Source organism: Shinella sp. OV683 (assembly GCF_057787725.1).
Map to the genome: position 1 here is coordinate 2,848,703 of NZ_CM173543.1, position 19,022 is coordinate 2,867,724.

The window sequence follows — 19,022 nt, forward strand, 5'->3', positions numbered from 1 at the left end:
TGACCGAGAGGCCACGCACGCATGAAAATCGCCACCTGGAACATCAACGGCGTGCGTGCGCGGATCGACAATCTTGTTGCCTGGCTCAAGGAATCCGGCCCGGACATCGTATGTCTCCAGGAAATCAAATGCCAGGACGACGCGTTCCCGCGCGCGGAAATCGAAGCGGCCGGCTATCACGCCGAGACGCATGGTCAGAAGGGCTTCAATGGCGTCGCCATCCTGTCGAAGATCAAGCCGGACGAGGTCATGCGGGGTCTTCCCGGCGATGACACAGATGAGCATTCCCGCTTTATCGAAGCGGTTTTCTCCGTCGAAGGTGGCGTGATCCGCGTTGCTAGCATCTATCTGCCCAACGGCAATCCGGCTGAAGATCCGGTCAAGTACCCCTACAAATTGTCCTGGATGGCCCGTCTCGAAACCTATGCCCGCGAACGGCTGGCGCTCGAAGAACCGCTGATTCTCGCCGGCGACTACAATGTGATCCCCGAGCCGCATGACTGTTGGGATCCCAAGGTCTGGGAGCGCGATGCGCTGTTCCTGCCGCCCACCCGCCACGCCTTCCGGCGCATTGAAAATCTCGGCCTCACCGATGCGGTGCGTGCAACGACGGACGACGTTCCAGTCTATACGTTCTGGGATTACCAGGCCGGCGCCTGGCAGAAGAACTGGGGCATCCGCATCGATCACCTGATGCTGTCGCCGGAAGCGGCCGACAAGCTTTCCTCGACGGCGATCGAAAAGCATGTCCGGGCTTGGGAAAAGCCATCGGATCACGTGCCGGTTGCGGGCTATTTCGCCTTCTGATCAGTGCAGGATAAAGATCCGGTCACAGGCGTAGATCACCGCGTAGGCGTGAATAGCAAGGGTAGCGTAGTATGCGAGCCCTGCTGCCAGCCGCTCGGTGCCCGACATTTCGTCAAGTGCCTCGCGCGGCTTGACCGAACCACTGCCGGTGAAGCTTAGTAGCGCCATAACCGCCAGACCGCCGAACAGCGCTTCGACCGGAATGCCCGCGCGCCACCCCGTCCACAGAATTCCAGCCGTTACCAGGAAGGTGGCGCCCATCAGCGCGTCGTGGGCTGGAAACACCTGCCTGAGCACCTGGCCGCCATCGAAGCGCGACATCGGCAGCAGATTGAGAAAATTGAAGGCGCCCAGGATCAGCAGGAACACCATCACCGACCCCGCGACCCACGTGCCCTGTCCCGCCGTGTTGATGGCGATCAGGATCGGCACGAGAAATGTCGACATACCCGCGCCCATCAGGGCGCAGACGGCAACCTCGAAATGGCTGTTATAAGGGCGCCCGCCGATCGCCACGCCACCCAGCAGCGGAATGAAGATCATTCGCACCGTCTTGTGGCCGAAAGCGCGATAGGCCGTGAGATGGCCGAGTTCATGCAAGGCGATCACCAACGTCAGCATGGTGGATAGCGCCAGACCCCAGGCTGTCAGCCCGAAGAACGGCCAGAGCAGCAATGTCGAGAACACGGCCAGCGCCGCCTGCGTCAGCGGATGCTCGAAAGCACCCGAGCGCTCCGCCTTGCCGGTTCGCAGAAAGACATCCGCCTGGTTCATCTCCCGGCGCAACATGAAAAACCGGAAGATGATGAAGGCCAGGCCGCGATAGCGGTCGGTCTGCTCGACGATGAGTTCGGTGCCGGCACTGCTCGCCTCGACGATGCGGCGCTCGCGGTAATTGACCCAGAAGCGCGGATCGAGCGCGCTGTCCTCCACCACCCGCGCCTCATAGGCATGATGGCCGGCGGCTTCTTCTGTGTCGATGGCCAGCGTACGGCTGATTGGGTTGCCACGCCGGTCGGAATGGGCGAAGCGCTGCACTACCCTGCCCTTCTGCGCCCCAGGTTCGCTCGACAGCACAGAGGGAAACCACAGCCTGTCGCGGCCCAAGGGATAGACCATGCTCCAGATTCGCTCGGGGCTCGCATCAAAAAGCCGGCGCATGCGGATTGTCCGCACCCCGATAGGTGCGGCCAGCAGCAGCCATATCAGGCCGAGATTGGCAATCAGCAGGATAAGAGCAGGAGTGGAAAGCGCCATCGCCGGCCCCATTTCGAGGATTGATGATCACCAAGTATTAGCCACCCGCTCTTAACGGTCCGGTGACGAGATCGTTAAAAGTCTAGCTAATTGTGAACTGACGCTGCGCCTCACCCACAGCACTTTGCTTCAACATCCGAAGTGTGAACATTCGATCCACAGCATCCGGCGCTGGCAGCGGTCTGCTCGGCAAGCCAACGGTCGCGTGGTTTGCAGCTTGCAGGTCTGGGCTCAAGCTGGACATGCCATTGATTTTCCAGCAACTGCAGAGTTCCGGCGCAATAGAGCTGCATGGGCTGCACGCCGTCGCTCACCTCGAATGTGAGTTTGGCGGAACCATCGAGCTTGACGTGCTCCGACACCTTGCGAACGATCGCAGTGAATTTGCCGGCAGGCATATGCGTGCGGTCGCCCTCCTCGATATCCCAAAGCTGGACAAATATCTCCGCCCAGGCTTCGGGATTGGCGCCACAATCAAGCGCCGAGAACTGCCCGGCCTTGACCTCCGTGACATGATAACCGGGTTTGACGGCGTTGCCTCCGTAAGTGAAGACCAGGGGCAGATCTGGCTGTACGGCCAAAATCTCGAGCAGCTCTCCCAGCGAAATATCGCTGCGCTGAATTTCCATCTTGTCTGGAGGGATCATATCGTCTATTCCTAATTTCAATGATTCAAGGATTATTGAAATATGGACGAACGTCAAGCCCTCTCTGCATTTGGTGCGCTATCTCAGGAAACCCGCCTGCAAATTATCCGCCTGCTAGTCGTGGCCGGGCCGAACGGGCTAGCCGCCGGCAATCTGGCGGGAAAGGTCGAGGTCTCGCCCTCCAACATCTCCTTTCATCTGAAAGAGCTTGAACATGCCGGACTGGTAACGGCCGAGCGCGAATCCCGCTCGATCATCTATCGCGCCAGATATGATATGCTGGGCGGCCTCGTCCGCTTCCTGATGGAGGATTGCTGCTCGGGACATCCCGAAATTTGTGCACCGGTCGGCGCCACGAATGTCTGCTGCGCCGCCGACCTGAAGGAGAAAACGCTATGAGCGAACCTGTCTATAACGTCCTGTTCCTGTGCACCGGCAATTCAGCGCGATCCATCCTTGCTGAATCGATCCTGAACAAGGACGGGCAAGGACGTTTCCGCGCATATTCTGGTGGCAGCTATCCCAAGGGAAAGGTGCATCCGTTGGCGCTCGAAACGCTCAAGGCCATGGGCTATCCCGCAGACGGGTTCAGCTCCAAAAGCTGGGATCTGTTTGCCGAACCCGGCGCTCCGCAGATGGATTTCATCTTCACCGTCTGCGATACTGCTGCGGGCGAAGCGTGCCCGGTCTGGCCCGGCCATCCGGTGTCGGCCCATTGGGGTGTCGAAGATCCCGCCGCCGTCGAAGGCTCGGAATTTGAAAAAGGGCAGGCATTCTCACAAGCCGCCCGCTTCATGAAAAACCGCATCTCGGCCTTTGTCAGCCTGCCGCTTGCCTCTATCGACAAGCTTGCACTTCACACCCATCTCCAAGAGATCGGCTCAATGGATGGTGCGTCGCGGCGCAATCCAGGAGTCGCATGATCATGTCTACTTTTGAACGCTACCTCACCGTCTGGGTCGGCCTTTGCATCATTGCCGGCATCGCGCTTGGACATCTCTTTCCCGGTGTCTTTCACATGATTGGTGCTGCGGAAATCGCCAAGGTCAACATACCCGTCGCGGTGCTGATCTGGCTGATGATCATTCCGATGCTGCTCAAGATCGACTTTGCCGCTCTCGGTCAGGTCGGGCGGCACTGGCGGGGCATCGGCGTGACGTTGTTCGTCAATTGGGCGGTGAAGCCCTTCTCCATGGCGCTTTTGGGCTGGCTGTTTATCGGATGGCTATTCCGGCCGCTGCTGCCTGAGGCGCAGATCGATTCCTATATCGCCGGCCTGATCATCCTCGCAGCCGCCCCCTGCACTGCCATGGTGTTCGTCTGGTCCAACCTGACCAAGGGCGAACCGCATTTCACCTTGTCGCAGGTGGCGCTGAACGACAGCATCATGATTGTCGCCTTTGCACCGATCGTGGCGTTGCTGCTCGGGCTCTCGGCGATCACGGTGCCGTGGGATACGCTGATCCTCTCCGTTGTGCTCTACATCGTGCTACCAGTCATCGCTGCCCAGTTGTTGCGGCGTCTGCTGATGGCAGACGGCACTTCAAAGCGGCTGGATGCCCTGCTTCATCGGCTTCAGCCGTTGTCGCTTGTCGCTCTATTGGCTACTTTGGTGTTGCTGTTCGGCTTCCAGGGCGAACAGATCCTCGCTCAACCGGCCGTCATCGCCCTATTGGCAGTGCCGATCCTGATCCAGGTCTATTTCAATGCCGGACTGGCCTATCTGCTCAACCGGATGACGGGCGAGGAGCATTGTGTCGCGGGACCTTCGGCGCTGATCGGCGCGTCCAACTTTTTCGAACTCGCCGTTGCTGCGGCCATCAGCCTGTTCGGCTTCAATTCCGGAGCTGCATTGGCGACCGTGGTCGGGGTGCTGATAGAGGTTCCGGTGATGCTGACCGTCGTCTGGATCGTCAACCGCAGCAAGGGCTGGTACGAGCGCGGCATTCCCGTATCCAAGACATCATCGGTCGAAGGAGCCTGACCATGGACGTGACCATCTACCACAATCCGGATTGCGGCACCTCCCGCAACACGCTGGCGCTCATTCGCCATGCCGGCATCGAGCCGACGGTGATCGAATATCTGAACAACCCGCCAAGCCGCGAGGCGTTGGTGACGATGATAGCAGACGCCGGACTTTCGGTTCGTGAGGCACTACGGGAGAAAGGCACGCCCTATGCGGAGCTTGGCCTCGCCGATCCAAGCCTTAGCGACGAACAGTTACTTGACGCAATGCTCAAGCATTCAATCCTCATCAATCGGCCCTTCGTCATCACGCCGCTGGGGACGCGGCTATGCCGGCCGTCCGAAGCGGTGCTCGATATCCTGCAGGACACGTTCAGCGGCCCTTTCACCAAGGAAGACGGCGAACGCGTGCTCGATGAGCAGGGAAAGCGGATCGTCTGACTTACTTCGGCCAGCCCCGCGCACGATGTTAGCGCTAAATAGCGGAAGCAATTTTCAGAGTTTTCCCAGAGTTTGCATTGACATGACCACCCCGCATCAGCCGGCTCCGACTGCAACCATCCTGGCGCTCGGCCTCACACAAATCATCGGCTACGGAACGCTCTATTACTGCTTCAGCATCCTGGCGCCCGACATGGCACGCGATCTGGGCTGGAGCGTCGATCAGGTGTTCGGTGTCTTTTCCGGAGCTTTGCTGGTGGGTGGCGTTGTGGCGCCTGTTGCTGGCCGCTGGATGGATCGCTTCGGCGCCAGCCGGCTGATGGTCGCCGGCTCGATCTTTGCAGCCTTGACGCTGGCGCTGCTGGCCTCGTCGTCGCACCCCGCGACCTATACATTCAGCCTTATTGCGCTTGAACTGGCAGCCGCCGTGGTGCTCTACCCCGCGGCCTTTGCGACGCTTGTCGAAATCGCACCGCATGCCGCGGCCCGAAGCATCACCTATCTGACGCTGATCGCCGGATTTTCCTCGACGCTGTTCTGGCCGCTGACCACATGGCTGCATGGCTTGCTGACATGGCGGGAGATCTTCTTGTTCTATGCGGCGCTGAATGTGGTGATTTGCCTGCCATTGCATTACTGGATCGTCCATCAACGTCGCGCGGCCGCTGATCGCGGTAGCGATGACGACGCCGTTTCGAGTATTCCTGTTCAAGGCTCGCTACCACCGTCAAAACGACGGTTGGGCTTCCTGCTTGCGTCCGGCGCATTTGCGCTGCAGGGCTTCACGCTCTCAGCGATGCTGGTGCATATGGTGCCGATGCTGACGACGCTGGGACTTGGCGCAAGCGCCGTGATGGTGGGCGCGCTGTTCGGTCCGTCGCAGGTGCTCAGCCGCTTCATCAATATGGTGTTCGGTCGGAATATCCAGCCGCCGATGCTGGCGGTGCTGTCGGCATTCTTCATGGTTAGTGGTATCGTCGTACTGCTTGTCTCGGGGAGCTGGTTGCCCGGTGCGATCGTCTTCGCCGCCCTGCTCGGACTCGGCTCGGGGCTGAACAGCATCGTGCAGGGTTCGCTGCCGCTCTATCTGTTCGGCTCGGAGGGTTATGGCACAGTTACGGGGCAGATGTCGGCGCTCAGGTTGATTCTGTCGTCGACGGCGCCGTTCGTCTTCGCGGTGATTTCGCAGCAGGCCGGTACTTCAGCCGCACTTGCCTTCACCGCGGCGCTCGGCACACTGGGGATGCTGGGATTTGCGGCAATCCGCCGGGGCACTTGAGGCTTTCAGGCAAAATCCGGGCAACAAAAAACCCGCCACAAGGGCGGGCTTTTTAGATGGTGCGGTCGAGAAGACTCGAACTTCCACGGGTTGCCCCACAGCGACCTCAACGCTGCGCGTCTACCAATTCCGCCACGACCGCATCGTGGTAGATGCCGAACTTGTCCGGCGGCGCAGCATGTACCAAAAGGATTCTCACCACACAAGAGCGCCGGACAATAATTTTCGGCTTATTTTCACGAGCCTTGTACATCAGCTGATTTCCACCGCCCTGACGCCTGGCATCTTGCGGAAGCAGTCGTTTTTATCCACATAGGCTTCAAGAACACTTATGGACCGCTCTCATGCAACGCGCCGATCTGACAATCCCGATGTTCGCCACTTCTGGCTCGGCGCCGGTGCGCTGGCGCATCTCGGACCAGCCGGTAGCCTATGATGACGCCGTGCGTACCATGGAAGACGAAGTGGCCGGGATCGCCGATGGGACGGCAGACGAACTTGTCTGGCTGGTCGAGCACCCGCCCCTCTATACCGCCGGCACGTCTGCGGAGGCCAAGGATCTGCTGACGCCAGGACGATTCCCTGTCCATCAGACCGGCCGCGGCGGCGAATACACCTATCATGGACCTGGCCAGCGCGTCGTCTACGTAATGCTCGACCTCAAACGCCGCAAGCAGGATGTGCGTGCCTTCGTGTCCGCGCTCGAGGACGTGGTGATCGGCACCCTTGCCGACATGAACATCAGGGGCGAACGGCGCGAAGATCGTGTCGGCGTCTGGGTCGAACGCCCTGAGCGGCCACCGCTTGCGCCGGGACAGCCGGCCGAAGACAAGATCGCCGCCATCGGCATTCGCCTCAGGAAGTGGGTGAGCTTTCATGGCTTTTCGCTCAATGTGGATCCCGAGCTTGAGCATTTCTCGGGGATCGTGCCCTGCGGAATTACCGGTTATGGCGTGACCAGCCTCGTTGATCTCGGCCAACTGGTGATGATGAGCGATGTCGACGTATTGATCCGCAATAATTTCGAGCGGGTCTTCGGTGATGTGCGCAACGCCGCATAGCGTTTGCGTGCTGGGCGATTGCCGCGCGCCTGAAGCGATGATATTGCGGCGGCAACAACACGCCGGAGTAACCCGATGACGCGACCGATCCGCATTGCCCCCTCGATTCTCGCCGCTGACTTCGCCAGGCTGGGACAGGAAGTCACCGATGTGGTGGCCGCCGGCGCCGACTGGATCCATCTCGACATCATGGACGGCCATTTCGTGCCGAACATTTCCTTTGGTCCGGACGTGGTCAAGGCATTGCGCCCGCTGACATCAGCCACATTCGACTGCCACCTGATGATCGCGCCTGCCGATCCGTATATCGAGGCCTTCGCCAAGGCCGGCGCCGACATCATCACAGTTCACGCCGAAGCTGGCCCCCACCTTCATCGCTCGCTGCAGGCAATCAAGGCACTGGGCAAGAAGGCTGGCGTTTCGATCAATCCGGCCACGCCTGAAAGCGTGCTGGACTATGTCATCGACATGGTCGATCTCGTGCTGGTCATGAGCGTCAATCCTGGCTTCGGCGGCCAGAAATATGTGCCTGCGGTGACTGAAAAGATTCGGCGCATTCACAAGATGATCGGTGACCGGCCGATCGAACTCGAAGTCGACGGCGGTATTACCGCTGAAACGGCAGATATTCCAGCCGCCGCCGGCGTTAACGTGCTTGTGGCTGGCTCCGCCATTTACAAGGGTGCGGGACTCGAAGACTATCGCGCCAACATCAATGCGATCCGCAGTGCTGCGGAGAAAGCCAGGGGATGAAATCCTTCACAGTGCTGCGATTGCTGCAGAACCGTTTGACACTGGGGCTTTTCTGGTTTGTCGCGCTTGCTTGCGCCGCCCAGGCCGGCGATTCCGCGCAGCTTGATGTCATCGGCTTTTCCGCAGATGGCAAGATTTTTGCATTCGAAGAATACGGCGTGCAGGACGGCTCCGGCTTTGCCTATTCCAATATCTTCTTCATCGATACACAGACGGACAAGTTCCTGCCGAACACGCCTGTAAAGGTGCTGGTCGAGGATGAAGAATCGATCGGCAAGATCCGCAAGCTGGCACGCGCAAAAGCGGAGCCGCTGATTGCCCAATTCGAACTGGAAAACAATCCCGGCCTGATGGTCGCCTATAATCCAGTCTCCGAAGCCGAGAGCAATCCACATCGCCTACGCTATTACCAGTATCCGTCGTTGCCGCCGCGCAGCCAGACGTTTACGATGGAATTGACGGAAAAGGCGTTTCCGGCACCCAAGGCGTGCCTGAACATGGTGGGCGCTTTCAGCGGCTTCTCGCTGGCCTTTACGGAAGCCTTTTCCGAGCCATCCACGCGAGTGATTTACGAGGAGAGGCAGGTGCCCTCGAGCCGCAATTGCCCGAATGGCTACCGGCTCGGCGCCATTGTCACCAGTGAACTTTCATCAGCACCCATGGTCGCGATGATCCAAGTGTCGTCCTTCGGCTTCGAAGGCAATGACGAGCGCTGGATTGCAGTTCCCGTCCGTCTCACAGAGACGCCGTAATGGCGACCGCCGAAGGGCTGGTTCAGAAGAGCACGACCGCAAGGGTTTTGGTGCGGCTCGGTGACTGCATCCCCTCACCCTGGACTGTGCTTATCGGGTCTGTTCTCGTCGGCGCATTGAGCGCGTTCTCGGCCATGTTCGGTCTCTATCTGCGCGAAGGTTTTCTGATCTTTTCGCGCGACGTGATCGTGCTTCTGTATTTCTATGGCGCGGCGGCCGGGTTCGGCCCCGGATTGATGCTTGCCAACCTCGCCGCCGGCAACGCCGGGCAGGTCGGACGCTTCATCATCGGCACGGTCATTCTCTCCCTGTCGGTGCATACGGCGACGGCTGCCATCTTCGCACTTCAATACCGCATGTTCTACGCCCACTGGCATGCATCGTTTCCGTCAATCACCTGGTGCTATCAGTTGGTCTTCACCTCGGCAGGCGCAGTCTACCAGTTCACAGTCGACAGCCTCTACGTCTACTATCCGCTGGCTCCCGTGATTTTCCTGGGACTTGGCGTCTGGTTCGCGTTCCGCGCTCGTGCTTAGCTCAATCGCATAGCTCCATTGAGCCAAACCCGCATTGTGATTGCCTCTGCGATTTGTTAGAGGGGCGGCAACTGCCGTTTTCCGAAGGACCTATCCCATGATCCCGCGCTACTCCCGCCCCGAAATGGTCGCCATCTGGTCGCCGGAAACCCGCTTCCGCATCTGGTTCGAGATCGAGGCGCATGCCTGCTTCGCACTCGCCGAGATTGGCGTGATCCCCAAGGACGCGGCAAAGAATATCTGGGAAAAGGGCAGCGCCGCGACATTCGACGTCGCCAAGATCGATGAGATCGAAGCTGTCACCAAGCACGATGTCATCGCCTTCCTCACCCATCTCGCCGAATTCATCGGTCCGGACAGCCGTTTCGTCCATCAGGGCATGACCTCGTCCGATGTGCTCGACACCTGCTTCAGCGTCCAGCTTGCCCGTGCCAGTGATATCCTGCTTGCCGATCTCGACAAGTTGCTCGCAGCCCTCAAGCGCCGCGCCTTCGAGCACAAGGACACGGTCACCATCGGCCGCAGCCATGGTATCCATGCCGAGCCCACGACTTTCGGCGTCAAGCTGGCGCTCGCCTATGCCGAATTCGAACGCTGCCGCCAGCGTCTGGTCGCCGCTCGCGAGGAAATCGCCACTTGCGCGATTTCGGGTGCGGTCGGCACATTTGCCAATATCGATCCGCGTGTCGAAGAATATGTCGCCAAGGCGCTGGGCCTGAAGCCGGAACCGGTTTCGACCCAGGTCATTCCGCGCGACCGCCACGCCATGTATTTCGCCACCCTGGGTGTCATCGCCTCGTCGATCGAACGGCTGGCCACCGAAATCCGCCATCTGCAGCGCACTGAGGTACTTGAGGTCGAGGAATATTTCTCGCCCGGCCAGAAGGGCTCGTCGGCCATGCCGCACAAGCGCAATCCGGTGCTGACCGAAAACCTCACCGGCCTTGCCCGCATGGTGCGCTCGTTCGCTGCGCCGGCGATGGAAAATGTTGCGCTCTGGCACGAACGCGACATTTCGCATTCGTCGGTCGAGCGGATGATTGGGCCGGACGCGACGGTGACGCTCGATTTCGCGCTGTCGCGCCTGACCGGCGTGATCGACAAGCTGCTCGTCTATCCCGACAACATGATGAAGAACCTCAACAAGTTCCGCGGCCTCGTGCATTCGCAGCGCGTGCTGCTGGCGCTTACCCAGGCCGGCGTATCTCGTGAAGACGCTTACCGCCTGGTCCAGCGCAACGCGATGAAGGTCTGGGAACAAGGCAAGGATTTCCTTGAGGAACTGCTAGGCGACAAGGAAGTGCTGGCAGCACTTTCCGAAGCCGATCTCCGCGAGAAATTCGACCTCGGCTACCACACCAAGCATGTCGACACGATCTTCGGCCGCGTGTTCGGCTGAGGCCAATATCCCACCAAAACGCAAAACGCCGGCCCATGAGGTCGGCGCTTTCGTTTCAAATACACGTTGGTTCAGAGCTTCGGCGGGCCGATCATCTTGCGGTAGAGATGCCAGGTCGAATGACCGAGCACCGGCAGCACGACGGCCAGTCCGGCAAAGATCGGGATCGAGCCGATCACCAGCAGCACGGCGACGATCACGCCCCACAGAAGAACCGGTATGGGATTGCGGATCAGCGTCCGGATGGAGGTGACGATTGCCGCCAGCGCCCCGACGTCACGCTCGAGCAACAACGGAAAGGTCACGACCGAAACGGCAAGCGCGGCGATGGCGAAAGCAAGGCCCGCGAGGTTGCCCCAGAACATCATCGACCAGCCATTCGATGTGTAGAGAACGTCGTGGAGGAAGACGCTCAGCGAGGCCGGCGGCACATTGCCGAAATGGGCGACGTAAATGTTCTGCGCGACCAGCAGCCAGACGATGAACAGGGCAAAGAGCACGGCGGCGGCCGCGATGATCGAAAACATCGCCGGGGAATGGCGAACCTCAAGCGCGTGATACCATGACGAGTCGAGCCCCGCTTCGCGACGCCGGCTGATCTCGTAAAGGCCGATCGCGGCGATTGGACCCAGCAATGCAAAGCCGGAGGCCAGAGGGAACATCAGTGGCAGCAGGTTGGCACCCGCGCTCCAGACCATCAGCACGACGCCGGCAATGGGGTACATGATACAGAGAAAAACATAGTGCGATGGTTTTTCCTGAAAATCCTTGAGACCGAGACGCAACGCGTCAAAGACTTCGAGCATGCCGATTTCCCGGACTTCCGGGCGGACGAAAGTGCCCTCGGCGTTTGATACCACATGCAATGTGCCCATATCGGATCCTCCCGCTGGGTTAAGCCGTCATCTGGCCGAAGTATCAAATGCCCCGGTCGAGTCGACAGGCAACACCGCCACTATAGTACAAACCGCATCTTGTGTCGCCGCAAAAGCTGCGGCGCGGTTTCAGCCGCATCCCGGAAACCGGTAGTCCTTCATCTGGGCTCGAAGTTCAGTCTTGAGGATCTTGCCGGTTGCAGTATGCGGTATCGCATCGACGAAGACGACGTCGTCGGGCATCCACCATTTGGCGACCCTGCCCTCCATGAAAGCCAGGATGTCATCTTTTTCGGGCTGGCAATCCGGCTTGCGGACAATGACCAGCAGCGGTCGCTCGTCCCATCTGGGATGCGGCAGGCCGATCACGGCAGCCTCGGCGACACCGGCATGGCCAACGGCGAGATTCTCCAGTTCGATCGAGGAAATCCACTCGCCACCCGACTTTATGACATCCTTGGAGCGGTCGGTGACCTGCATATAGCCATGCGCATCGATATGGGCGACGTCGCCCGTGTCGAACCACAGATCTTCATCGAACTGCTCGGCGCCCTCCCCCTTGTAGTAGGACGATGCAACTGCCGGCCCGCGCACCTTCAGATGCCCGAAAGTCCGGCCATCATGCGGCATGGCGTTGTTGTCGTCATCGGTGATCTTCATCTCGACGGTGAAGAAAGGCTGGCCTTGCTTGGCCTGCACATCGAGCCTCTCGTCATCGCTCAGCCCTGCATGGTCCGGGTTGAGCACACAGACGCTGCCGATCGGCGACATCTCGGTCATGCCCCAGCCATGGCGCACCTTGACGCCATACTTGTTCTGGAATGCCGCAATGACCGACCGCGGGCACGCCGAACCGCCGATGAAGACCCGGTCGAGATCCGGCAGGCTACCATTCTCCTTTTCCAGATATTGCAGCAGCATCAGCCACACTGTCGGCACGGCTGCGGTTACCGTGACTTTCTCGTTGGTCAGCATCTCGTAGATCGACTTGCCGTCCATGCCCGGTCCAGGCAGAACGAAGCGCGCGCCCGACATTGGCGCGGCGAAGGTCGTCCCCCAGGCATTGGCGTGGAAAAACGGCACGACCGGCATCACCGTGTCTCCCGACGACATGCCGATCACGTCGGGAAAGACCGACGCCATGGCATGCAGCACGTTGGAGCGATGGGAATAGACGACGCCCTTGGGGTTACCCGTCGTGCCTGACGTGTAGCACATGCCGGCAGCGGTGCGTTCGTCAAAGCTCTTCCAGGCGAAATCACTGTCGCTCTCTGCGAGCCATTCCTCGTAGCAGGCGACGTTCGGGAGAGCCGTTTCAGGCATATGCGCCCGGTCCGTCAGGATGACGACCTTCTCCAGCGACGGGACCAGCGATGCGATCTTCTCGATCAGGGGCAGAAAGGTCAGGTCAACGAACAGCATGCGATCTTCGGCATCGTTCATGATCCAGACGAGTTGCTGCGCAAAGAGGCGCGGATTGAGCGTGTGGTAGACGGCGCCTGCGCCGGTGATTCCATACCACGCCTCAAGATGTCGCCAGGTGTTCCAGGCCATGGTGGCGATCCTGTCGCCAGCCTTGATGCCTTCGCGTTCCAGGCGCTTTGCGAAACCCAGCGACCGAATCCGGACATCCCGGTAATTTGTCCGGTGTATCGGGCCTTCAACCGAGCGCGAGACGACTTCGCGAGCCGCATGATAGTTGGCGGCGTGGTCGATAACCTTGTGGCAGAGAAGCGGCCACTCCTGCATCAATCCAAGCATGTATTCCTCCCCAGGCATGCTTTTTATCTACGTCTCAGCTTAGAGATTGGATGATATTGCGCAAGAGCGCATGTTTTGCTGGCGGCCCTTAAGTCAACGTGCACGTTTGCTCAACTATAGTCTCAAAGCGTGTGTTGCGGCCTTTAAAAAACGGGCGTAGGGCAAGCACTGTGCCAGGGAAAAATGAGGGCCTGGCAGCCTAGAGGGGAAACATATGAAACGCTATTTTCGTGCGGCCGCACTGCCTGCGGTCCTGCTTTCTGCCGGCCTGATGTTCGCTGTCCTGCCGACAGCACCGGCTTTCGCCGCAAGTCAAATCGACTTCCAGGCAAAGAAGCTCAATGCCGAGCAGATGCTGCAAAAGCAGGGTCAAGCCGTCAGCTTCATCCTGAAGAATTTCAAGGCCATCCCGAAGGAAAAGCGCGGCAAGTCCGCACCGTTCCTGAAGGCGCTTGCGGCCACCGCCAAGAACATCGAGACCGTGCGCGCTGCAGCCACTGCCAAGGACACCAAGAAGCTGGCATCGAGCTTGCCGGAACTCGCCGTCGCGATCGCCGAGGTCAATGCCACCTACAAGCTCTCGGGCCTGAAAGAAAAGAAGCTGGCGCTGGGCATCGAGACGCTGAACAAGGTCTGGAAGGACTATCTCAAGCGCGTCATGGGTGGCAAAGCCGCCAACGCGCAAGAAGAAGCCACCAAGAACGGCCGGCGCATCAATGATATGAACAAGCGGCTCGACAAGATGGCCGCCAACAAGAACATGACCAAGCGCCAGAAGGCGGAGCTCGACAAGCTGCGGAAGCTGCTCGCCAAGGCGCAGGGCGCCAACAAGCGGCCGAACGAGCAGTGGTATACGACCATGCTCATTGCCGACTTCAACGGATATTATGCTGGCTATTATTACTGGTACGCGGCCTATGAGCCGCAGTATTACGATTTCTACAAGGATTCATGGGACTACTTCGAGACCAGTTCGAGCTACTTCTACAGCGAGAGCTACTCCTATTACGAATCCTATTCGTGGGCGAGCTACGAGGAGAGTGTAGAGATCAGCGAAAGCTACGACTTCGAATATACTTCGGAGGAATACCAGTCCTTCGAGAGCGAATATGGGAGCACCGAAGAGACGCTCGATGCCTCGGCAGAGGAAGAGTACACAGCAACCGACGAGGACAAGGCGATCGAGGCGGCCGACGACTACGATTCCAAGGAGACCGTCGATGATGCCGCCGACAATCCGGATCCGGACGCCGATGCGGCCTCGAATGTAGAGGAAGACAAGGCTGACGCGGCCGACGATGCCAACAACGACGATAGTTCCTATGTCGATGACAGCAGCGGCGACGATGTCACGGCGGACGACAATGCTGCCGATGACAATAGCGCCACGGATGACAACAACCAGGATGACAATTCTGCAGCCGACGATACGTCGGATGACAACGGCGCCAACGCCGATGATGCAGCCGATGATTCAAGCATGGATGGCAACGACAACGCGGACGACAGCGCTGCCGACGACAATTCGAGCGACGACAGTGCCGCTGACGACAGCTCTGCCGATGACAGCAGCAGTGACGACAGCGGCGGCGAGGAGTAAAGCCAAGCCTACCTGAGAACGAGCCCCGCCCACCGACGGCGGGGTTCTGCTTTTCTGGATGCCGAAATGCTTGACAACAGGCTGTGTCGAACGCATTTGAGGATCATGAAAGCGTCTGAAGCAGATATATTGATGGTGCCGGGCTACGGCAATTCCGGCCCCGACCATTGGCAGACCCGCTGGGAATCGCGGCTGGCATCGGCGCGCCGCATTGAGCAGGCATCATGGGACGACCCGTCACGCGCGGCCTGGGTCCAGCGGATTGCCGACACGATTAAGGCGGCGGAAAAGCCCGTGGTGCTGGTCGCCCATTCGCTCGGCATCAGCGCTGCCGTGCATGCGCTGGAAGAATGCGGCGACAAGGTTGCCGGCGCCTTCCTGGTGTCGCCACCGAACCTGATCAAACCGCCGGAACTGTCCTTGGGGCTGGAACTCGAGAAGCTGAACGCGTTCGGTCCCTACCCGCGTTCGCCGCTGCCATTCCCGTCGATCATGGTCGCCAGCCAGAACGACCCTTACGGCACCTATGACCACGCTGGCGATATCGCCAATGCCTGGGGCTCGTTCCTCGTCGACGCCGGCAATTCCGGTCATATCAACATCGAATCCGGCCATGGCCCATGGCCAGAAGGCACGATGGTGTTCGCGCAGTTCCTGTCGCGCCTCAAGCCATGAAGAAAGCCGCCCCTGAAGGGGCGGCTTGATTTTTTCTGTCGCGAGCGTGGGGACTTAGCTGTTTTCGATCTGCTCGGCGGCAGCGTTCAGCAATTCGACCATTTGGGCGCGAATGTCGTCATGCCCCAGGGACACGCCACCAGCCGCGAAATCTGCCTGGACCTTGCGGAGGACATCTTCGTCACCGGCTTCCTCGAAATCGGAGACAACCACTTCCTTCGCGTAAGCGTCGAGATCGGACTTTCCGAGCAGCGTTCCGGCCCACAGGCCGAGCAACTTGTTGCGGCGCGCGATGATACGGAATTTCTTTTCCTGGTCATGCGCGTACTGGTTTTCGAAGGCTTTTTCGCGATCTGTCAGACCCGACATTGGCTTGTCTCCCGAGAATCTTGAACTACGTTTATAATGTCGCAGCACATAAACCAAAAGCTCAAGCAAAGTGCAATCGGTGTTTCGCTCTGTGACGGACACATGACCAACACGGTCGAAAACAGGGGATCGGATCCATGTGTCATTGTTAACCGCGATCTTTTCAGTTAATGACCGCATAAAAGAGTATCATGCGGTGGCACGGCAACGTGAGTCTCGCCGCCAACAAAAAGAGAAAAATATGAACAACCGTCGCCGCCGGATCTACGAAGGCAAGGGGAAGATCCTTTACGAAGGTCCGGAACCGGGTACTCTGGTGCAGTTTTTCAAAGACGATGCGACTGCGTTCAACAAGAAGAAACACGAGATTATCGATGGCAAGGGCGTCATCAACAATCGTATCTCGGAATTCATCTTCACGCATCTCAACCGCATCGGCATCCCCACGCATTTCATTCGCCGCCTCAACATGCGCGAGCAGTTGATCCGCGAAGTCGAGATGATCCCGCTCGAAATCGTGGTGCGCAATGTCGCGGCCGGCGAACTCGCCACACGCCTCGGCATCGAGGAAGGCCTTGTGCTGCCGCGCTCGATCATCGAATTCTATTTCAAGTCGGATGCGCTCGATGACCCGATGGTCTCGGAAGAGCACATTACCGCCTTTGGCTGGGCCAGCCCGCAGGAACTCGATGATGTCATGGCGCTCGCCATCCGCATCAACGACTTCCTTACCGGTCTCTTCCTCGGCGTCGGCATCCAGCTCGTCGACTTCAAGATCGAGTGCGGCCGCCTTTACGAAGGCGACATGATGCGCATCATTCTTGCCGACGAGATCTCGCCGGATTCCTGCCGCCTGTGGGATATCGAGACCCGCGAACGGCTCGATAAGGACCGTTTCCGCAAGGATCTCGGCGGCCTTCTCGAAGCCTACCAGGAAGTGGCGCGCCGGCTCGGCATCATCAACGAGAATGAACCGATCCGTAGTTCGGGTCCGGTGCTCGTCAAGACTGATTGAGCCCGGCTCCCGCTAGAACGATCTTGATAAAACAGAGGATAAGATGATCAAGGCACGCGTCGTTGTAACGCTGAAGAACGGTGTATTGGATCCGCAGGGCAAGGCGATCGAAGGCGCGCTTTCGGCGCTCGATTTTTCCGGCGTCGGCGGCGTGCGCCAGGGCAAGGTGTTCGATCTGGTGATCGACCACGACGATAAGGCAAAGGCCGAGACCGACCTCAAATCCATGTGCGAAAGACTGCTCGCCAACACGGTAATCGAGAACTATACTATCAACCTCTCGTAAGGGTTGAGGGTGGGTGATGGCGGATGCTTCATTGGAATTGATGCCTGAGCTCATGAAGAAGCTCAATCAGCGATTTGATAAAGTTGATAACGGGCTTTCGGAGCTTCGTGCTGAGATGAGCGCGATGCGCGGGACTGTGATTTCCATTCAGCAAGACATTCACAACATTTATGGGATTATGGCGCGCCACGACCAGCGTCTCGATCGGATCGAAAACCGTCTCGATCTTCGCGAGCTTTCCGAAGCGGCGCAGCGGCCGCTGGATGCCAGCAGCTGAACTATGGCGAAATACGATACCGAGGTTTCCAAGTTCTTGAGCTATGTGCTCCGTCATGCACCTCAGGAGCTGGGTCTATCACTCAATTCGGAGGGGTGGACAGGCTATCCGGAACTCAGCGGCAAGATTTGTGCGAAATTTGCTATCTCCGACACGGAACTCCGCCGCATCCTCGACGAGAATCCCAAGAAGCGCTTTACGCTTGACGGCAATCGAATTCGTGCTGCGCAGGGCCACAGCGTCAATATAGATCTGGGACTTGCCGCAGATGTGCCGCCAACCATTCTTTATCACGGCACGACAGCGCAGGCCTGGGCGAAGATTCGCGAAAGCGGTCTGCAGCCAATGAGCCGCACACATGTGCATCTGTCGCCGGACATCGAGACGGCGAAGGTCGTCGCCATTCGCCGCAAAGGCGCACATATCCTGTTGACCGTCGACACCGTCGGAATGACCGCAGAAGGTTGCTCTTTCCATGTCGCCGACAATGGCGTATGGCTCACCGCGAAAGTTCCCCCAGAGTTTCTATCCCCTATTCCGGAGATCGAGATATGAAATCCGCCGTCGTCCAGCTGCCCGGTCTGAACCGTGATCGCGACATGATCGCTGCCCTGACCAAGATCTCCGGCAAGGCGCCGATCACCATCTGGCAGACCGAGACCTCGATCCCGGACGACGTCGATCTCATCGTCATTCCCGGCGGTTTTTCCTACGGCGACTATCTCCGCTGCGGCGCAATTGCCGCGCGCATGCCTGTGATGCAGGCGATCCGCGAAAAGGCCGAAAAGGGCGTCAAGGTCATGGGCGTCTGTAACGGCTTCCAGATCCTGCTCGAGGCCGGCATGTTGCCGGGCGCGCTGATGCGCAACGCGTCATTGAAATTCGTCTGCCGCGAGATCAAGCTGGAAGTCGCCAACAACGACACCGATTTCACGCGTGCCTACGACAAGGGCCAGATCATCCGCAGCCCGGTCGCCCATCACGACGGCAATTACTTCGCCGACGAGCAAACGCTGGCCAAGGTCGAGGGTGAAGGCCAGGTGGTGTTCCGCTATACGCCGGAAACCAATCCCAACGGCTCGATGAACCACATCGCCGGCATCATCAATGCCAAGGGCAATGTGCTCGGCATGATGCCGCATCCGGAAAACCTGATCGAGGCTGCCCATGGTGGCAGCGACGGTCGCGGCATCTTCGCTTCGGCGCTGGAAGTCATCGCCGCTTAAGCTTTACACGGTAGAACCTGCCGATCAGCCCGTTTACC

Annotated in this window: 24 protein-coding genes and 1 tRNA gene; 18 read left to right on the forward strand and 7 right to left on the reverse strand. The window is 59.1% G+C overall.

Annotated elements, in window-relative coordinates; genetic code table 11:
• Window positions 1-21: 21 nt before the first annotated feature.
• Window positions 22-807: an exodeoxyribonuclease III gene (gene xth / locus ACXHRN_RS13555; RefSeq protein WP_488636846.1), complete on the forward strand. Its 786-nt coding sequence runs from the start codon at window positions 22-24 to the stop codon at window positions 805-807.
• Here the strand turns inward: xth and ACXHRN_RS13560 are convergent, their stop codons facing one another.
• Both ACXHRN_RS13560 and ACXHRN_RS13565 read right to left on the reverse strand, forming a co-directional pair.
• Window positions 808-2,064, reverse strand: coding sequence for a zinc metalloprotease (locus tag ACXHRN_RS13560; RefSeq protein WP_488636847.1), 1,257 nt, complete (start codon window positions 2,062-2,064; stop codon window positions 808-810).
• A 110-nt stretch (window positions 2,065-2,174) separates the two neighbouring features.
• Window positions 2,175-2,711: a DUF6428 family protein gene (locus ACXHRN_RS13565; RefSeq protein ID WP_488641901.1), complete on the reverse strand. Its 537-nt coding sequence runs from the start codon at window positions 2,709-2,711 to the stop codon at window positions 2,175-2,177.
• A gap of 42 nt (window positions 2,712-2,753) precedes the next feature.
• Between ACXHRN_RS13565 and ACXHRN_RS13570 the strand changes: the two genes are divergently transcribed.
• The 5 genes from ACXHRN_RS13570 to arsK all read left to right on the forward strand — a co-directional run bounded on the left by ACXHRN_RS13570 (window position 2,754) and on the right by arsK (window position 6,399).
• Window positions 2,754-3,110 (forward strand): ArsR/SmtB family transcription factor, encoded by a 357-nt coding sequence (locus ACXHRN_RS13570; RefSeq protein WP_488636848.1) that lies wholly within the window; start codon window positions 2,754-2,756, stop codon window positions 3,108-3,110.
• Window positions 3,107-3,634 (forward strand): arsenate reductase ArsC, encoded by a 528-nt coding sequence (locus ACXHRN_RS13575; protein ID WP_488636849.1) that lies wholly within the window; start codon window positions 3,107-3,109, stop codon window positions 3,632-3,634. The genes ACXHRN_RS13570 and ACXHRN_RS13575 overlap by 4 nt, the downstream gene beginning before the upstream one ends.
• A 2-nt stretch (window positions 3,635-3,636) precedes the next feature.
• Window positions 3,637-4,695 (forward strand): ACR3 family arsenite efflux transporter, encoded by a 1,059-nt coding sequence (gene arsB, locus ACXHRN_RS13580; protein ID WP_488636850.1) that lies wholly within the window; start codon window positions 3,637-3,639, stop codon window positions 4,693-4,695.
• Window positions 4,692-5,120 carry an arsenate reductase (glutaredoxin) gene (gene arsC, locus ACXHRN_RS13585; protein ID WP_488641902.1) on the forward strand — a complete coding sequence of 143 codons (429 nt, stop codon included), beginning with the start codon at window positions 4,692-4,694 and terminating at the stop codon, window positions 5,118-5,120. The genes arsB and arsC overlap by 4 nt, the downstream gene beginning before the upstream one ends.
• Before the next feature lie 82 nt (window positions 5,121-5,202).
• On the forward strand, window positions 5,203-6,399 hold the full coding sequence (gene arsK / locus ACXHRN_RS13590; protein ID WP_488636851.1) for an arsenite efflux MFS transporter ArsK: 1,197 nt from the start codon (window positions 5,203-5,205) through the stop codon (window positions 6,397-6,399).
• 57 nt (window positions 6,400-6,456) lie between these two features.
• Here the strand turns inward: arsK and ACXHRN_RS13595 are convergent.
• Together ACXHRN_RS13595 and ACXHRN_RS13600 are read right to left on the reverse strand one after the other, a co-directional pair.
• Window positions 6,457-6,541 (reverse strand) — tRNA-Leu (locus tag ACXHRN_RS13595).
• Window positions 6,506-6,652 (reverse strand): hypothetical protein, encoded by a 147-nt coding sequence (locus tag ACXHRN_RS13600; RefSeq protein WP_488636852.1) that lies wholly within the window; start codon window positions 6,650-6,652, stop codon window positions 6,506-6,508. The genes ACXHRN_RS13595 and ACXHRN_RS13600 overlap by 36 nt, the downstream gene beginning before the upstream one ends.
• 91 nt (window positions 6,653-6,743) lie before the next feature.
• Here ACXHRN_RS13600 and lipB point away from each other — a divergent pair, with 91 nt between their 5' ends.
• The 5 genes from lipB to purB all read left to right on the forward strand — a co-directional run bounded on the left by lipB (window position 6,744) and on the right by purB (window position 10,900).
• Window positions 6,744-7,460 (forward strand): lipoyl(octanoyl) transferase LipB, encoded by a 717-nt coding sequence (gene lipB, locus ACXHRN_RS13605; RefSeq protein ID WP_488636853.1) that lies wholly within the window; start codon window positions 6,744-6,746, stop codon window positions 7,458-7,460.
• A gap of 75 nt (window positions 7,461-7,535) precedes the next feature.
• Window positions 7,536-8,213 carry a ribulose-phosphate 3-epimerase gene (gene rpe, locus ACXHRN_RS13610; RefSeq protein ID WP_488636854.1) on the forward strand — a complete coding sequence of 226 codons (678 nt, stop codon included), beginning with the start codon at window positions 7,536-7,538 and terminating at the stop codon, window positions 8,211-8,213.
• The gene (locus ACXHRN_RS13615) at window positions 8,210-8,965 is read left to right on the forward strand and encodes a DUF2259 domain-containing protein (protein ID WP_488636855.1); all 756 of its coding nucleotides are present in this window, start codon (window positions 8,210-8,212) and stop codon (window positions 8,963-8,965) included. Before rpe ends, ACXHRN_RS13615 begins: the two co-directional genes overlap by 4 nt.
• The gene (locus ACXHRN_RS13620; RefSeq protein WP_488636856.1) at window positions 8,965-9,501 is read left to right on the forward strand and encodes a hypothetical protein; all 537 of its coding nucleotides are present in this window, start codon (window positions 8,965-8,967) and stop codon (window positions 9,499-9,501) included. Before ACXHRN_RS13615 ends, ACXHRN_RS13620 begins: the two co-directional genes overlap by 1 nt.
• Window positions 9,502-9,598: 97 nt before the next feature.
• The gene (purB, locus tag ACXHRN_RS13625) at window positions 9,599-10,900 is read left to right on the forward strand and encodes an adenylosuccinate lyase (protein ID WP_488636857.1); all 1,302 of its coding nucleotides are present in this window, start codon (window positions 9,599-9,601) and stop codon (window positions 10,898-10,900) included.
• A gap of 71 nt (window positions 10,901-10,971) precedes the next feature.
• On the opposite strand, the gene ACXHRN_RS13630 is transcribed toward purB, so the two are convergent.
• Window positions 10,972-11,775: a DUF2189 domain-containing protein gene (locus ACXHRN_RS13630; protein ID WP_488636858.1), complete on the reverse strand. Its 804-nt coding sequence runs from the start codon at window positions 11,773-11,775 to the stop codon at window positions 10,972-10,974.
• Between the two features lie 129 nt (window positions 11,776-11,904).
• Window positions 11,905-13,536 (reverse strand): long-chain-fatty-acid--CoA ligase, encoded by a 1,632-nt coding sequence (locus tag ACXHRN_RS13635; protein WP_488636859.1) that lies wholly within the window; start codon window positions 13,534-13,536, stop codon window positions 11,905-11,907.
• 214 nt (window positions 13,537-13,750) lie between these two features.
• Here ACXHRN_RS13635 and ACXHRN_RS13640 point away from each other — a divergent pair, with 214 nt between their 5' ends.
• Entirely contained in the window at window positions 13,751-15,136 is a 1,386-nt protein-coding gene (locus ACXHRN_RS13640; protein ID WP_488636860.1) for a hypothetical protein, read from the forward strand.
• Between the two features lie 105 nt (window positions 15,137-15,241).
• Window positions 15,242-15,811 (forward strand): RBBP9/YdeN family alpha/beta hydrolase, encoded by a 570-nt coding sequence (locus ACXHRN_RS13645; protein WP_488636861.1) that lies wholly within the window; start codon window positions 15,242-15,244, stop codon window positions 15,809-15,811.
• Between the two features lie 54 nt (window positions 15,812-15,865).
• Here ACXHRN_RS13645 and ACXHRN_RS13650 read toward each other — a convergent pair whose 3' ends face one another.
• Window positions 15,866-16,180: a DUF1476 domain-containing protein gene (locus tag ACXHRN_RS13650; RefSeq protein WP_488636862.1), complete on the reverse strand. Its 315-nt coding sequence runs from the start codon at window positions 16,178-16,180 to the stop codon at window positions 15,866-15,868.
• A gap of 241 nt (window positions 16,181-16,421) precedes the next feature.
• Here ACXHRN_RS13650 and purC point away from each other — a divergent pair, with 241 nt between their 5' ends.
• Genes purC through purQ form a run of 5 tightly spaced genes read left to right on the forward strand, consistent with a single transcriptional unit; the run spans window position 16,422 to window position 18,984 of the window.
• A complete protein-coding gene (gene purC, locus ACXHRN_RS13655) occupies window positions 16,422-17,195 on the forward strand; it encodes a phosphoribosylaminoimidazolesuccinocarboxamide synthase (RefSeq protein ID WP_488636863.1) in 774 nt (257 codons plus the stop codon).
• 43 nt (window positions 17,196-17,238) lie between these two features.
• The gene (gene purS / locus ACXHRN_RS13660) at window positions 17,239-17,481 is read left to right on the forward strand and encodes a phosphoribosylformylglycinamidine synthase subunit PurS (RefSeq protein ID WP_488636864.1); all 243 of its coding nucleotides are present in this window, start codon (window positions 17,239-17,241) and stop codon (window positions 17,479-17,481) included.
• 16 nt (window positions 17,482-17,497) lie between these two features.
• Window positions 17,498-17,758, forward strand: coding sequence for a hypothetical protein (locus ACXHRN_RS13665; RefSeq protein WP_488636865.1), 261 nt, complete (start codon window positions 17,498-17,500; stop codon window positions 17,756-17,758).
• A 3-nt stretch (window positions 17,759-17,761) separates the two neighbouring features.
• Window positions 17,762-18,313: an RNA 2'-phosphotransferase gene (locus ACXHRN_RS13670; protein WP_488636866.1), complete on the forward strand. Its 552-nt coding sequence runs from the start codon at window positions 17,762-17,764 to the stop codon at window positions 18,311-18,313.
• On the forward strand, window positions 18,310-18,984 hold the full coding sequence (gene purQ, locus ACXHRN_RS13675; protein WP_488636867.1) for a phosphoribosylformylglycinamidine synthase subunit PurQ: 675 nt from the start codon (window positions 18,310-18,312) through the stop codon (window positions 18,982-18,984). Before ACXHRN_RS13670 ends, purQ begins: the two co-directional genes overlap by 4 nt.
• Window positions 18,985-19,022: the final 38 nt, after the last annotated feature.